The sequence below is a fragment of the Methylophaga sp. UBA2012 genome, from assembly GCF_002335235.1.
In the GTDB taxonomy this organism is placed as follows: domain Bacteria; phylum Pseudomonadota; class Gammaproteobacteria; order Nitrosococcales; family Methylophagaceae; genus Methylophaga; species Methylophaga thalassica.
This window is the reverse complement of record NZ_DDCG01000019.1, coordinates 229,217-244,439: the sequence shown is the minus strand read 5'-3', so window position 1 is coordinate 244,439 and position 15,223 is coordinate 229,217. Positions and strand designations below refer to the sequence as shown.

Genomic DNA, 15,223 nt, shown 5'->3' with positions numbered 1-15,223 from the left:
AATTACAATTTAGAACTGTCCAAACCGGACGCTGTGCAGAACAGATTGTCAGCTGTTTCACCATAGGCGGAATAAGGCAACGGCTGTACTGGAACATCGTATTCATCGACGATTTTGCCCTGACCATCTTCTTGCCATTGAGCAATACGAGGCGTCATAGAGTTATGAAGGTTTTCAGGGCTTACAGTCATCACGCCCATCGGTCCATCTATAGATACCCCTTTTGCCGCTTCCATGATGTCTAGTGGTTTGGTTTTACCCGATTTTTCTACCGCTTTAGCCCACTCGTAAACACTCTCATATGCTGCAACCATGGTGACGTGTGTGACAGCATTCGGATCGTTAACATAAGCACGATAACGTTTGATGAAATCGTGATTTTCTTTGGTATCAATAGCTTGGAAATAAGGGAATGAGGTATAACTACCGGCAGCATATTTACCACCTAATGCTGCCACCTCAATTTCAGAGGTCACAGTTGAAGCAATAGGAATATCTTTTTGTGAAATACCCTGGTTGAAATATTCACGATAGAAAGAAATGACTGAGTCACCTACCACATTCGACAGCACAACATCCGCACCACTGTCTTTGATTTTTTTGACCATTGAGCCCCATTCAGAATGACCTAGTTCCAGGTATTCATCTGCCACCCATTCAGCACCATTAGCTTCAATTAACTTTTTAGCCACTTTTGCCATTTCTTTTGGAAATAAGTAGTTAGAGCCAACAATGAAGAACTTCTTCTTACCTAACTTATTAACCAAATAAGGAATGTAATTATTCAACTGCTGGTTAGGAACAGAGCCGGTATAAATGACATTTTTTGAGCACTCATATCCTTCGTAAAAAGTAGGATAAAACAATAGATTTTTACGTTTTTCGATAACAGGTAGCATCGCTTTACGACTAGCTGAAGTGTAACCACCAAAGACGGTGACGACACGATCACGAATCACCAGTTTGCTTGCTTTTTCATTAAATGTTTTAGGATCACTCGCGCCATCTTCTACGATGGGTTTGATCATCTTACCGTCAACACCACCATTGGCATTGATTTCATCAATTGCCATTAAGGTGGCATCCGACAAAGACTTTTCTACAATAGACAAGCCACCCGTTAGTGAAAAAAGTACGCCCACTTTAATTTCATCAGCCGCACTCGCTTGCCCCATAAACGGGAGACTGAAGGCAACAACTGCAATAGTTGCCTTAATATTTTTTAGTAATTTCATTAATGCTTCCCCTTAAAACGCAAAAAGGGCCCCCTAATAAATTAGGGAGCCCTTTCGCTCGAAAAATAACATGACATTTAGAGACAGATAATCACACTCCGCTTTTGGAGATTCTGGATGATGAATATATAACTGAACGCGCTTTTGCGGGCAGTTATCTCATGCAGAATAACTATCAGTCCTCATTTAGGGTTTACGCACAATTTATGCCAAAGAAAAATATAACAAAATAAACAATAACTTACAAAAATCGCTTTTTATTTTTGGATGAACTTTGTTTAACTTTGGTGCAAATCACATAAACATCGCACCATTTTTGTGTGTCATTAAAAACCGTTTTTTTTATATCCATTAAGCTAATTGACAACATCAAAACGGTATGGTCCACTGAATATAGACATTTAGAAACTCATTATCATTATTGTTTATCTACCCGACTTCAGGGTATAGCTTCTGCAAAAACGCAGAATGAATAACATTTGTGGCTCTATGCCTGGTATTACATGAGGTTTTTAATGTCTAATACGTATCCCGCTGAAATCCCTGTTGGTGTCATTTTTTCTCAGACAGGTGTCACAGCTAATCCAGAACAGACCATGCTCAGGGCAACCCTGCTGGCAATTGATAGGATCAATCGTCAGGGTGGCATTAATGGTCAGCAACTCCATCCTATTTGTGTTGATCCTCAATCTGTTCCAGAAAATTATGGTCCGCTCGCACAAAAGTTAATCGTTGAAGATAACGTCAAACTCATCTTCGGTGGTTATACATCCGCTAGCCGTAAAGCCATGCTACCTGTTATCGGACGTTACGATGTCTTACTTTTTTACCCAACGCAATATGAGGGATTTGAGTATGCACCGAATGTCGTTTATACCGGTGCAGCACCAAATCAGGGCTGTGTTCAGCTTGCCCGATATATGCTTCAAAACGTCGGCAAGCGTGTCTGTATGGTTGGCTCTGATTATATCTGGCCTCGTGAGATTAACCGCATCATGCGTGAACTCATCGAAACATCAGATGGTGACGTCATATCAGAAATGTTCCTGCCATTAGAAACCAACAAAGAAGCTGTCTATGAGGTAGCTAAACACGTCAGTTCACAACATCCTGAGTTTGTCTTCTCTAACTTTGTCGGCAAAAGCATTGAGTATTTCTATCAAGCGATGCTGGAATTAAATGCCGATAAACCTATTCCTATTGCCAGTCTGACAACGACCGAAACAGAAATTCAGGCAATGGGTATTAAAGCAGGTTTTGGACACTACACCGCCGCGCCTTATTTCCAGTCAGTTGAAACCCCGATAAACCAGGAAATAGTCAAGGAATATAAGGCCACCTATGGTCAGGATGAAGTGACGACAATGTGCTGGGAAGCCGCGTATTTTCAGGTACATCTGGCAATCAAAGCCGTCAAACTGGCCGAGTCATTCCATGCTGATAAGGTGATGGAAAAAATAGCCGATATTCGACATTCTGCACCGCAGGGTCCGGTAAAAATTGATCCTGATAATAATCATTGTTTTTTATGGTCACGAATAGGTCGGGTTAATCAACAAGGTCAATTCGATATATTAGTGACTTCTGACACAGCGTTGAAACCTGATCCCTACTTAGTCTCATATTCGACGAGCCCTCTGGAAACAGCCAGCAGAGAGTCGTTATGAGTAAACGCTTAACCGCTGTTCAGCAGCCTCTGGAGCTCTCCACCTTAGTTAAAAACTTACGCCAGCATGAAATATTACTGATCATGCCAGAAGGTGAGAATCGTAAAAAAATCGAACAACAGATCCGACGCATTGGCTTTCCACTAAAAACAGAGTGGCCACCACCTGAGGACTTTTCAGCCAATTATCAGGTCGTGATGCTGGGGCTTACCCCTATTATTGAGAATAATTATGACTTTCACTGGGATGTCAGCAACCCACCGGCCGCTTTAGTGTTGGTGGTGGACTATGAAAACCCACTGGTTTTGCAATATTCATTAAGTTTGAATGCGCAAGCGATTATTGGTCTTCCATTTCACCCTTTGGGTGTACTCAGTAACTTACTACTGAGTTTGCAAGAGTTTAAACAGACGCGGTCTATGTTAAAGACAATACGTAACCTGGAATCCAAACTCAATGCCAGTCAGCATATTGAAAACGCCAAGCATTTTATCAGTGAAAAACAAAATATTAGTCTTGAAGAAGCCTATAAATTATTACGAAAACAGGCTATGGAACAACGTATGCCAGTAGGTGAGTTAGCAAAAGAAATTATTGCAAAACAATCATTTTCCAATGAAAAAACATAAACAGCTATTAACAGGCTTCTCTTATTTCAGTTTGATTTTAGTCAAACATAATAGGTAAAAATTAATGGATATTTCTACTCTAATACTTATGTTTACCGGCCTCAGTTTAGGCATGTTACATGCCTTTGATGCGGATCATATTATGGCTGTGACTAGCCTTTCAGCGAAGCGCTCCTCACCTCGCCAAATAGCCTTCTTTTGTGGACGCTGGGCGCTGGGTCATGGGGCAACCGTGTTGTTACTGGCGATTTTATTTATCGTTTTTGACTGGCATCTGAGTGAACAAGCCAGTCTATGGGCTGAACGATTTATTGGCGTGCTTTTACTCTCTGTTGGTTTATTTTTAGCTTATCGATTCATTCATCCGAACGCTGGATTGAAGATAACGACTCATCAGCATGCCGATGGCACCAAGCACACTCATATCGTTGAAGTCTCCAAACCTCATCGCTCTCACTTGCCCGTATCCGTTGGCATTGTGCATGGGGTTGCAGGTAGTGGCCCATTGCTGGCCGTTTTGCCAGCACTCATCGCCAAGTCTTCCAGTCTTGGCATTTTATATGTCGTCCTGTTTTCAATCGGGGTATTACTGAGCATGTTGTGCTTTGGTTTACTATTAGGATTTACTCAATCACTTTTGTATGACCGAAGTGAAACGCTGTTCCGTTATGCCAAAGGTATTTTAGGATTGGCAACAGCTTTACTGGGCTTTGTCTGGCTAAAAGGGACTTTTTAACACCACAATAAAAATGGGGCCGGTAAGGCCCCATTTCGTTTCTTGAAACACGTCGACGATTACCAACGCATCATACGTCTCACAATGCCATCATTACGGAAGGCATGATAAATTGCGCCACTGACATGCACTGCAATAATGCCCAGCAGCGCCCATGCCGTCCACATATGCAGCTCACCCCAGAACTCGTTCAGCTCTTCACTGGGCGCAGCAATACGTGGAAACTCAATCGTCCACCAGAATACGGTATCCCAACGGGTATGGGCTGATGACAGATAGCCTGTGATACACACGGCTAAAACCAAACCATAGACTGCGACATGGGCCGCCACCGCTAACCAGTGCATCCATGGCGCCATATCGCTTGAATCTGGTGGCGCAGGCCGGTGTCTGAGACGAACATAAAGCAGCATCAGAATGATTATCACCAAAGTGATACCAATATTTTTATGTAGCTGGAAAGGAAATGCCCGAAATTGTAATTCGGGTGATGGCAAAGGTAAGCCCATCATCCACCAGCTTGAGATAAATAAAAAGAAAATTGAAACAGCCAGCAACCAATGCAGGATTACCGCCGTTCTACTAAAACCTTGTCTTTGCATAACAGCTTCCGTTTATATTTCGTTGCAATTGTAGGAGATTAGGCACTAGCTTCTCTGTGTCTGCCAGCTAATGTGCCCACGACTAACATCAAATGCAGAATGAACCAGAGCAAAATACCGCCCAGATAAATTTCTCTCAGAGTTGGGCCGGTATTCACCACAGCAGCAAACTGTAATAAATCAACGGCGGCGAGACCACTAAAGACGACAACTGCCGCTTTTGATGCCCATGGTGTGTAATTTACCAATGCTCCGCCGATAATCACTGAGATAAACGCCAACACAGCCCCGATACCCGCCAAGGTCATTTGTACATTAGGGAACCAGTCAGGTGCAGCGAGCGCTACGCCTTTAACATGCTCAATCAGGTATTCACATTCAGCTACTGTGATCCCCTCCTCTTCCAGTTCTTCCTCTGGACAGTCAGCCGCTGGCATCACGCCATCCGCCGGCATATTACTCGTCACCACGGCTTGTTTCATCGCCTCATTACCCTGAACAGCCGTTAAAAACACACCCAGCATAATGGCGACAACACCGAGGATACTTGCCCAGTGCGGCAGTGAAGTCTTGTTGTTTTCATTAGACATGCAACACTCTTCCTCTTGTTATAGTGAATAGAATTTCTCTCTCTTAATTTGGAAGCAAACCGAATAGTTTTATCTTTTCAGCTTTACTTTCAATCTATTAGATAGTGCGAAGGTGATTAACCCCACACCATCAGTTTAGTGACATAGAGAATTTACGATGGTTCAAACAAGCGTAACAAAGGTAATTACGTGATATGGAATCTATTAGAGAATTCCATACATCATAATTTCCTGATATTTAACTTTTCTTCGAAGCGTTAACAATTGTTAAAGACGACGCATATAAATAGACATATTTTTAGCGCGCCCTTGAGCTTAATAGTTAATCAAACATGTCGTAATAGCTAGAGAGCAAGCCATACTCATAGAGAGAATCGTCAATATTGGCAGACGTAATGCCGCCGAACGTTTAGCCCACTTTTTCATTGAAATTAAAACGCGATTGGGACTTTGTGAATGTGATTTTCATTTACCAATCAATCAAAGCTTGATCGGTGATGCACTCGCCATCTCACCAGTACATGTTAGTCGAACTTTTAAAATATTTACGTGACTTAGGTTTAATTGATAATAAAAATGAGCATCTAGGTAATCAATAACCTAGAAAGGTTAATTAGGCTATCTAGTTTCGATAAAGCTTATCTCGAGCCTTACTCATCATTTTAATATCTTGAGCTGTTTTCATTTTCAATGGTATGCGTTCAGATGAAACTACTATTTATGGCCAACTCCCAGTATATAGAAGTGTTTCCATTTCGGAGATGGCATCCTCATCAGAAACCCTCATCACGTGACCATTCATAGTCTGGGCGGCAACATCACCAACAATATATAGCTCACTAACCGCTGGACTCAGTCGATAAAATTGTCTTTCATTGCGTTTAATATCGGTCACAAACTTGATATCAGGTATTTCCCAATTACTATTTCTTTTAAAAACAAATGTATGATTCCCTGGTACGAGCTTATAAAGCGTGTAGCTACCATTTCTGACGGACATCACTTTCATGCCATCCATCTCTAAGCTAGGAATCGCCAACCCCATTACCAAACTTGAAGGTCTGTATATATAAACATGACCAGTACCATCAAACGGCTCTAACTCTTGATTGGCTACCCCTTTTGCCCCTCCTAAACTTTGGCACCCACTCACAATGAAGAGTAACAAATAGACTGTATATTTCATTTTTCCTCCATGATCTGCATCTTCAACCCACTCTCACGTTGATGTCGGGTTTGAATCGTGTGACGTAATGTCACTTCTTTGCTGAGGATAAATACCTGCTGTTTGGCTCGGGTAATCGCGGTATAAAGCAGTTCACGGTTAAGAATAGGACTAATTTCATCTGGTAATAAAATACTGACGCTATCAAACTCGGAGCCCTGGCTCTTATGCACCGTCATCGCAAAGGCAGTTTCATGAGCAGGGAGTCGATTAATCGGCACCCAGCGTACTTCCTCATCAAAACAAAAACAGGCACGAAGTTGTCCTGTCTCGTCATGCAGAATGATGCCCGTGTCGCCATTAAACAGTCGTTGCCGGTAATCATTTTGCGTAATCATAATCGGCCTGCCAGCGTAAAACGGTAAGCTGGTTCGCCAACCGCGTTGAGCTAATAAACGCAACAATAAACGATTCACTGATAACACGGATTGTGGCCCTTGCTTTAATGCGGCCAGAATTCTGAACGTATCAAAAGCCTGTACCACTTGTTGTGGTGACTGTTTGGATTCAACCGCCTCAATAAAGCGTTGGTATCCAGCCATAAAGCATCTTTGCTGTTGCTTTTCAACACTATCCGACCAGATATCATTCACGCTTGGATTTAATAAAGCGAGCGCTGCCAGCACATCACCTTCATTCACCTGTTTGGCTAATTGGCCAATCGCACTGTCTTTATCGAAACGATAACTATGTTGCAGACGCACAAAGCTATTTAGCAGTGTGGATGGCGTTGAGTTTTCTTTGACCGGAATGTCTAGTTCGGGAAATTGCTCACTGAACTCAGCCGAAAACTGGCCTTGTTGTTCATCACTCAAATTCGCTAACACCGCACCAGACTCAACTGAGGCCAATTGTTGGCTGTCACCTAATAAAATCAGTCTGGCTGAAGGCGATAAAGCCCGCATTAATTTCGCCATCAAACTGATATCGATCATTGAGGCTTCGTCAATGATCAACACATCTAACGGTAAATGACGCTCAGCATGATAACGCCCCTGATCATTATGCTCAGTAATTCCCAATAAGCGGTGTAACGTTTTTACTTCATAGGGATGCTGGGCACTAATCGATTGCTGCAGTCTGGCAGCCGCTTTACCTGTGGGTGCCGCCAGCCCAATATGTAGATCAGGAAATTGCTGTTGCAAACTATTGAGCATACTTAAAACAATGGTGGTTTTACCCGTGCCGGGGCCACCAGAGATAACCGCAAATTGTCTGGTTAATGCCACAGCGACAGCGACTTTTTGCCAGTCTGTACCGTCAATCACACTGGTCCAACGCCCTAAATCAGCATTGAGTTGTTCTATATCGATATTATCAATCGGCTGTAAACGTTGCTGAATCAGCCGGGCCACATCCTGCTCATCACGATAATAACGGTAAAGATAAACCAGGCCTTGTTCTGTCAAAATCAGTGGCGTGTAATCACCGGGCTGACCGACTGTTTTGGCCTGTGACAATATTTCCATCCAGTCAGCAACAGAATCAGGTAATACCGATTTTAAGGGCTGACAAAATGTGGGGAGTTGATGCAAATTCAGACACACGTGTCCTTCAGCAATCGCTTCTGACAATATGGCTGCCGTCATGCTTACCACCGGACGCATGCCCTGTTCTTTGCGATCGATATAGGCGGCAAACTGACAGGCTAATTCGCTTAAACCGTGCTGGCGTAATAACTTCAGCAAATCAGACATCGTCCACCTCAGACATGCAACGGTCGAGCGCTTCTAATAAAGCAGTGGATGGACGTTCAAAATACACACCCGCTTGGCCCCAATCCGGATGCATACCCCGTATAAATAAGTAATACACACCGCCAAAATGCTGTTCGGGATCGTAATCAGGCAGACGCGTTTGCAGATAACGATGCAATGCCAAGCTGTAAATTAAATATTGCAGCGGATAGCTATGAGCCACCATGGCCTCATCTAACGCTGCCTGCTGATAATTATCAGGCTGTGTTCCTAACCAGTTGGATTTATAGTCAGCAATATAAAAACGCCCCTCATTCTCAAACACCAGATCGATAAAGCCTTTCATAAAGCCGCTAAGATCGACAAATTGTAATGACTTCACCACCGGACTGAGAACCGGGTAATCGTCGACAAAAGGCATTAATGTCTGTTTTAAACGTTTTGCTGTTAACTGCCTTACCGGAAAGAAAAATGCCATTTCATCTAAACGCTGCTGCGCCTGAATATCACGTAAAGTCAGCCCGGTTTGCTGATGTAGTTTAGTACTGACCACGGCATCCAACCAGGATGAAACGACAGTTGACCACTCATTATCAATGCCAAACTGGCTTAACGTTTTGTCTACCAAACTGGTGAGTTCTTCATTCTGCTGCTGGAAGTCCCAGTGTTCAAACAAGCTATGTAAACAGGTACCGGCATTCGCACCTTTTGGAAACCCAAACCGATCCTGACGTGGTTCACTGCTTGGCATGTCTACTGGCAGCAACGGTGCATCATGATCCGGTAACTCGATATGCTGCCCGTGGCTCAGGCCGGTAAAACTTCCAATATGCCAGGGTGTCTGAATCTGTCCTGCAAACTGCCTCGCTTGTAATGACTCTGCTGAAATATCCGCCTGTTTGACAACCGGTGGCACATCCGCATCCCAGGTAATCACGTTCATATTGTCTTGCTGTGATGCCACCATCTGCTGCAAACTTTGTTGCATTTCACCAGCATTAACTTGTTCTAACTCAGGATGAAGCAACTGAAATAAGGCGCTTTGCTGAACGTTTTTCACAGGTGCCCACACAATCACACACTGTTCACGAGCACGGGTTAATGCCACATAAAGCAAACGTAAGTCTTCAGCTTGCTGCTCTTCAGCCATAATCGGTTCTGCTACAGAAAAACCAGGCTCGCCAAAGGCGACGCATGCCTGATTATCGTCTGACCGATGAAACGTCATCACCGTCGGCTGTTGATTGAACTGGCTTTGATGCCAGAGGAACGGACAAAACACAATCGGGTATTCCAAGCCTTTACTAGTGTGAATGGTAATCACTTTGACCAACTGCTCATCGCTTTCCAGCCGAATCTGAGCTGCATCGCCACTTTTATCAGCAGACTGTCGCTGTGAAGCTAACCACATCAGAATAGCTTCCATCGTCTTATTACGTCGCGTTGCATGCGCCTGAATCAATTCAGCCAAATGCAATAAATTGGTCAGTTGCCGTTCACCATCAGCTAAGGCTAACCAGCGACGTTGTACATCCAGTGCGGCCAGTAAGGCACGGAACATCACAATAAAACCGGCCTGCTGCCATTGTTCATGCAGCGAGACAAAAAAGTCTGTTTGCTGCAGCCACTGCTGTTCGTCTTGCTGAGCCTGATAAATGTCTAATGCACTTTTGGCAAATATGGGTGTTGCTAAAGCCGTGGCAATCAGGCTGTCATTACTGGGCTGAGCAATCGCCATTAACACCCGTTCCAGCATCACCGCCTGCGGTGTTTCAAACACACTGTCACGTGACTGCTGCACACTGTTCACACCACGAGCCCGCAGTGCCTGCTGAATCGTTGTTGCCTGTTTATGGCTTCTAACTAAGACGGCAATATCACCGCCATTGAGCTGACGTTGACGGCCATCTTTATCGGTCAGCATCACCTCATCGCTGGCTGACTGATTTAACAAAGTTGCGATCTGATCGGCGGTCACATCTGCCGCATTTTGCATCATATCGCTGACATTAAATGGCTTATCAGATGACATCCATACCCATGATAGCGGCGACAAAGCCTGGCCTGACACCGTTAAACACGCCTCATCAGCACGAGCCGCTTTCACTGGATAAAACGGAATATCGTCATACAAAAACGGCTGTGGCACGCGTTCAAATAAATGATTAACCGCCTTCACCAGACGTGGATGCGAGCGCCAATTGGTATCCAGATTAAACTCATTGCTAGCTGCATGTTTTGCTTTCAGGTAAGTGAAAATATCGGCGCCACGGAAGCTGTAAATTGCCTGTTTTGGGTCGCCAACAAAAAACACTGGCTGTTCGGTATTAGCAAAAATCGTATGAAAACAGTCGTATTGAATCGGATCGGTATCCTGAAACTCATCAATCAATGCCGCCTGAAACTGCTCACGAATTTTGGCGATCAGCTTATCGGCTTGCGTGCCATGTAAGGCCTGTTGCAGATTAAGTAACAAATCATCAAAAGCCTGCAGTTTTAATTGCTGTTTACGTTTGGGTAACTCAGTAGCGAGATACTCTGATAATAGCTGACGTAGTTGCTGCAATTGTAATGAAAGCGCCGTTTGCAGTTGCTGGTCGGTATCGAGCAAGACATCACATGCCCGCCATAAACTCAGTTCAGGTAGCTCCTGTCCCTTTTTCAGCGCCTGTGTCAGTTCAGCCTGACCAAACTTGGCAAACTTCTCAAACAATCCTGCTTGTTTTCCAGCCTGCATCAGGCTGTCCATTTCAGCTATCCAGCCACTGACACTGGCCGCACGATATTTATTACCGTTGAGCACGTTTTTATCCTGCAAAACCGCAATCGCTTCATCACGCTGTTGCCACCACAACGACTGAACGTGTTCAAACTGCTCATCATATAAAGCTTGTAATGGCTCCACCGCCATTTCCGGCAGCGGTATGACTTCAAGATAGGGTTTGCCAATCAAGCTGCTGACTGACTGCAATAACACTTCCGGGCTTTGGCGTTTTTGTAATAAATAACGGGCAAAAGCGTTATCTGCCGAGCTGACATAGCGACGCCAGAAATCATCGGCAACCGCTTGTTTGAGTTCCTGTTCATCGGCCACCATTTCCATATCAAAAAAATGACCGCTTTCAAATGCAAAGTCTTGCAAAGCTCGCTGGCAAAAGCCGTGAATGGTGTAAATAGCGGCTTCATCAAAACTCTGAATCGCCAGTTGTAAACGTTTTATCGCCTGAGGGTCCGCCTGCTGTTGCTGGCTAAGCTCTTTACGCTCATTCACTAGCCGTGCCCTTAAACGTCCACGTAACTCTTCAGTAGCTGCACGAGTATAAGTCACCACCAGAATCTGGCTGACTTCCAGTTTCTGCTCAACGACTAAACGACAATACAGTTCTGCCAGGGTAAAGGTTTTACCGGTGCCGGCACTGGCTTCAATTAGATTAATGCCTTTGAGTGCAACCGTATTCACATTAAATTGGGCACTCATAACTGCCCTCCTTCAATGTGCTGCTGAATCGGCCCATAGACCTGCAAGGCAATCTCAGTAAAGTTTTCATCGAGAGGGTTTGCCGGGAAACAACATTGATAATAAGCATCGTCCTGTTCAGCCATCACAAACTCACCGGCGGGTGCCCAGGCTCTTGCAGCCGCTTGCTGGGCTTTCTCCGGTTTATCACTCAGTGCTTGTTTGGCATACGCCAGACTGGTTTTATCAAACAGTGGCAGCGGTTGTTGGCAGCCTTGCCAGTATAAATTGAGATATTGCTCCAGTAACTGGCGCGCATTATCTACCGGTGTGAAACACAGCTCATCATCTTCAAAGACCAGTTGGGTGGTTAAACTCATGCCTGCTGGTTTCAGAATATTGAGGATCAAGTGTTCCAACCAGCCATTAATCAGATCGCGTCCTCTTTTACGTGATAAACGATAACGCAACAGCCCTGCCGCACTCAGATTATCGAGCTGACCACTGATGTTAAACTCGCCTATCTCGAGTTCAAAGGGTAAAGCAGGTAAACGCTCTTCACCCAGATAGGGCATTAATGTCTCTACAAATGCCTCAACTTTGCTATTTTCCTGATCTAGCCATTCTTCGCCAAACTCACCTTGAGGTAACATGCCAGTGGCGTGTACCAGTTCAGAAATACTGGTTTCAGTGGTATGGCTGAGTTTACTTTCCAGCAGCCATTGTCTGAGCTGCCAGGCTTCCAGCCCGTTTAACTCAAACGGTTCACGACTGCTTAATTCATCTTCATCCAGTTCCAGTCTGACGCCTAAACGTTCACGACAAAGAAACCGGGCCGGATGCATAAAAAACTGGCTGAGTTGCATCAAGCTAATGTCTCGCCATGACGCATCGGGTTCGGGTAAAGGTTCTGCAAACCACAATGTCGATTCAGTTTTTGTGTCTGGTTTGGGACATTGCAAGACATTAAAACTAAAAAGCTTGTCATGCTGCTGATCAAAATAACGGCGACTAAAGGATTGCAGTGGATGATGTGTCACCAGCTGTTTTATTACTGAATCGCCCTGCTCAGTGACAAACCGTTCCTCCAGATAGTCCAGCAAATCGCTGATCAACACAGACGGTGGAATTTCAGCATTATCGGTAATGCTGGCGCCGATATAACTGATATAAAATGTCTGCTGAGCTGATAATAAGGCTTCCAGGAACAGATACCGATCATCATCACGCCGAGAACGATCACCTTCGCGATGATGGTGCGCCAACAGATCAAAACCTAAACTTGGTTGACGACGTGGGAACACGTCATCATTCATACCAATCAGACAAACTACATCGAATGGAATACTACGCATCGGCACCATGCCGCAGAAGGTGACGCCATGCCCCATAAAACGATGACTATTATCTAAGGGTTCCAGATGGGATTGCTGCCAGCTTAATATCACATCAATGCCGACCATTTCCTCAAAGCCAGCTAAATCGGTACTTTCAATCATCCGTTCAAGTTGGCTACGGATGGAAATCAGTTCACGTTCGGCCAAAGGGTCATCCAGCTGTTCTGCCTCAAAGAAGGTATCCAGACAACGGTTTAAATGCTGTTGCCAATCATGGGGTGTTCGTGGACGGCTGAGCTGTTGTCGCCAGTCATCTAGTGCAGAAATAAACTGTGATACTGCCGCCACAATCCGGGCTTTATCACCAGTAATGCCATCCATAGCAAGTTGGCCGTCAAACAATCGCCAGGGTTCGCCCTGCTCGGTCAGCGGCATAGCATAACCCAGTAATAAACGGTCTAAGCCGGCACGCCAGGTATTGGCATCATTAGCTGGTAACTCCAATGCCATTTTATCTTTGGCATCGTGGCCCCAACGAATCCGAGTTTGCTGACACCATTCGCGTAACCATAACAAAGCCGCTTCATCTAACTGAAAACGCTGTTGAATGGCTGGACATTCCAGCATAGCCAGTACACTTTCCACATCAAACCGTGACTGTGGCAACGCTAAAATACTGAACCAGGCATTGAGTAAAATACTTTCTTGCTGACCGCTGCTATCAGCAATACTAAATGGAATCGCATGAGCCGGATCAGCCGCACCGAATACCGCTTCAATCCAGGGGGCATACACATCAATATCGGGCGTCATCACCACAATATCCGTCGGTGATAAATCGGGCTGCTGTTCAAACATCGCCAACAGCTGATCTTGCAGAATTTCCATTTCTCGCATCGGGCTATGACAGACTTGAATCAGGATAGAGTTATCGTCGGCACTCACTGCTTGCTGCTGACCAACTTCCAGCTCAAACATATCGGCTTTCAACGTGCCCAGCATGGTGTCGGGGTGTGGCTCTGCAAAACAGGTTTCCGCCTCATGAGGCAGTTCCTGACACTGACGAAAGAACTCCTGCCCTTGTTTGCCCAGGCTCGCTAATAAAGGATGACCGACATCCGCATTCAGTTCTGGTTCGGGTTCTTCCAGCATGAGTTCCAATTGCTGACGCTGTTGCTGTTTGGCATCGATTAAATCGCCCCAATAATGTTGACTGGGGGATAAATAAAACAGCGTGATATCGACAAATTTCGCCATTAAAGCAAAGGTCTGCAAATACACGGGCGGTAACGAAGAGATGCCAAAAATACTGAGTCGTTCTGGCAGACCTGCTGGCTTTTCTGTCGCTGTTTGTAAAAGCTGATTAAGCTGGTTTAACAACCTGGCCCGATGCATAGGTTCGGGATCATCCACTGTGATTTTTTGCCAGAGTAGCCCTTGCCAGTTATCGCTTTTTCCCCGCTCCCATTCTGCAATCCAGTCTGGTCGGTACATCAGGTACTGATCATAGGTATCCGCCAGGCGTTCGGCTAATTGAAAGCGTTTTAATTCATCGGTTTGTTCACCTAAATAAGCGGCAATCGCGGTAAATTCCGGCTCATCAGCTAACTCGGGCAACAGGGCAAATAAACGCCAGCTAATTGGTGCTTTGGCATAAGGTGAATGCAGAGGAATATCGGGCCAGATTTGTCGAAATAAACGCCAGATATAGGCAGAGGGAAAAGGAAACTCCGTATTGGCTGAAATGCCTTGTTCATTGGCTAAAAATAATGATAGCCAACGAGCCAGCTCATTACTCTGCACAATAATATTTTCCTGCTCAAACGGACTGAGCGGCGCGGACTGAAGCTGTTCAGCAAGCCAGGCAGCCAGTTGTCTGCTGTCATTACTGTAAACCATCTTCAGCATGTGGATTCCTTCACGTCAAAAGCCACATATTACGGGATGTTTCGGTTGAAACAAACTGCTTTGAATGTCAGAACAGCGGTTGAAGCTAACACCATCAAAAATCAGGGCTTATCTGCTTTGTAGAAAACAGCTGAACAGCC

The 15,223-nt window shown here is 44.8% G+C and carries 11 protein-coding genes; 4 read left to right on the top strand and 7 right to left on the bottom strand.

Annotated elements, in window-relative coordinates; translation table 11 throughout:
• Window positions 1–2: 2 nt before the first annotated feature.
• Window positions 3–1,235: a transporter substrate-binding domain-containing protein gene (locus tag B2248_RS14270; RefSeq protein WP_273180180.1), complete on the bottom strand. Its 1,233-nt coding sequence runs from the start codon at window positions 1,233–1,235 to the stop codon at window positions 3–5.
• Window positions 1,236–1,750: 515 nt separating this feature from the next.
• On the opposite strand from B2248_RS14270, the gene B2248_RS14265 reads away from it, so the two are divergent.
• The 3 genes from B2248_RS14265 (at window position 1,751) to B2248_RS14255 (ending at window position 4,267) form a co-directional block, all read left to right on the top strand.
• The gene (locus tag B2248_RS14265) at window positions 1,751–2,902 is read left to right on the top strand and encodes a transporter substrate-binding domain-containing protein (protein WP_273180177.1); all 1,152 of its coding nucleotides are present in this window, start codon (window positions 1,751–1,753) and stop codon (window positions 2,900–2,902) included.
• Complete coding sequence (locus tag B2248_RS14260; RefSeq protein ID WP_273180174.1) at window positions 2,899–3,531, top strand: ANTAR domain-containing response regulator; 633 nt, start codon at window positions 2,899–2,901, stop codon at window positions 3,529–3,531. The genes B2248_RS14265 and B2248_RS14260 overlap by 4 nt, the downstream gene beginning before the upstream one ends.
• 64 nt (window positions 3,532–3,595) lie before the next feature.
• Window positions 3,596–4,267, top strand: a complete 672-nt coding sequence (locus B2248_RS14255; RefSeq protein ID WP_273180172.1) for a sulfite exporter TauE/SafE family protein — start codon at window positions 3,596–3,598, stop codon at window positions 4,265–4,267.
• A 59-nt stretch (window positions 4,268–4,326) separates the two neighbouring features.
• On the opposite strand, the gene B2248_RS14250 is transcribed toward B2248_RS14255, so the two are convergent.
• Window positions 4,327–4,869, bottom strand: coding sequence for a cytochrome b (locus B2248_RS14250; protein ID WP_273180169.1), 543 nt, complete (start codon window positions 4,867–4,869; stop codon window positions 4,327–4,329).
• Window positions 4,870–4,907: 38 nt separating this feature from the next.
• A complete protein-coding gene (locus B2248_RS14245; protein WP_273180167.1) occupies window positions 4,908–5,459 on the bottom strand; it encodes a hypothetical protein in 552 nt (183 codons plus the stop codon).
• A 442-nt stretch (window positions 5,460–5,901) separates the two neighbouring features.
• On the opposite strand from B2248_RS14245, the gene B2248_RS14800 reads away from it, so the two are divergent.
• Window positions 5,902–6,012, top strand: coding sequence for a helix-turn-helix domain-containing protein (locus B2248_RS14800; protein ID WP_414673500.1), 111 nt, complete (start codon window positions 5,902–5,904; stop codon window positions 6,010–6,012).
• A gap of 165 nt (window positions 6,013–6,177) precedes the next feature.
• Here B2248_RS14800 and B2248_RS14240 read toward each other — a convergent pair whose 3' ends face one another.
• From B2248_RS14240 to recC, 4 genes are read right to left on the bottom strand one after another with little or no spacing between them, the layout of a single operon-like run.
• The gene (locus B2248_RS14240) at window positions 6,178–6,645 is read right to left on the bottom strand and encodes a DUF2846 domain-containing protein (RefSeq protein ID WP_273180165.1); all 468 of its coding nucleotides are present in this window, start codon (window positions 6,643–6,645) and stop codon (window positions 6,178–6,180) included.
• A complete protein-coding gene (gene recD, locus B2248_RS14235) occupies window positions 6,642–8,381 on the bottom strand; it encodes an exodeoxyribonuclease V subunit alpha (protein ID WP_273180162.1) in 1,740 nt (579 codons plus the stop codon). Before recD ends, B2248_RS14240 begins: the two co-directional genes overlap by 4 nt.
• Window positions 8,374–11,859, bottom strand: coding sequence for an exodeoxyribonuclease V subunit beta (recB, locus tag B2248_RS14230; protein WP_273180159.1), 3,486 nt, complete (start codon window positions 11,857–11,859; stop codon window positions 8,374–8,376). The genes recD and recB overlap by 8 nt, the downstream gene beginning before the upstream one ends.
• Complete coding sequence (recC, locus tag B2248_RS14225) at window positions 11,856–15,083, bottom strand: exodeoxyribonuclease V subunit gamma (protein WP_273180156.1); 3,228 nt, start codon at window positions 15,081–15,083, stop codon at window positions 11,856–11,858. The genes recB and recC overlap by 4 nt, the downstream gene beginning before the upstream one ends.
• Window positions 15,084–15,223 lie beyond the last annotated feature (140 nt).

Bases quoted from the DNA above. Each gene is read 5' to 3' on its own strand.
- B2248_RS14250 (WP_273180169.1), bottom strand. From the start codon at position 4,869: ATGCAAAGACAAGGTTTTAGTAGAACGGCGGTAATCCTGCATTGGTTG.
- recB (WP_273180159.1), bottom strand. From the start codon at position 11,859: ATGAGTGCCCAATTTAATGTGAATACGGTTGCACTCAAAGGCATTAAT.
- B2248_RS14255 (WP_273180172.1), top strand. From the start codon at position 3,596: ATGGATATTTCTACTCTAATACTTATGTTTACCGGCCTCAGTTTAGGC.
- B2248_RS14270 (WP_273180180.1), bottom strand. From the start codon at position 1,235: ATGAAATTACTAAAAAATATTAAGGCAACTATTGCAGTTGTTGCCTTC.
- B2248_RS14265 (WP_273180177.1), top strand. From the start codon at position 1,751: ATGTCTAATACGTATCCCGCTGAAATCCCTGTTGGTGTCATTTTTTCT.
- B2248_RS14260 (WP_273180174.1), top strand. From the start codon at position 2,899: ATGAGTAAACGCTTAACCGCTGTTCAGCAGCCTCTGGAGCTCTCCACC.
- B2248_RS14240 (WP_273180165.1), bottom strand. From the start codon at position 6,645: ATGAAATATACAGTCTATTTGTTACTCTTCATTGTGAGTGGGTGCCAA.
- recD (WP_273180162.1), bottom strand. From the start codon at position 8,381: ATGTCTGATTTGCTGAAGTTATTACGCCAGCACGGTTTAAGCGAATTA.
- B2248_RS14245 (WP_273180167.1), bottom strand. From the start codon at position 5,459: ATGTCTAATGAAAACAACAAGACTTCACTGCCGCACTGGGCAAGTATC.
- recC (WP_273180156.1), bottom strand. From the start codon at position 15,083: ATGCTGAAGATGGTTTACAGTAATGACAGCAGACAACTGGCTGCCTGG.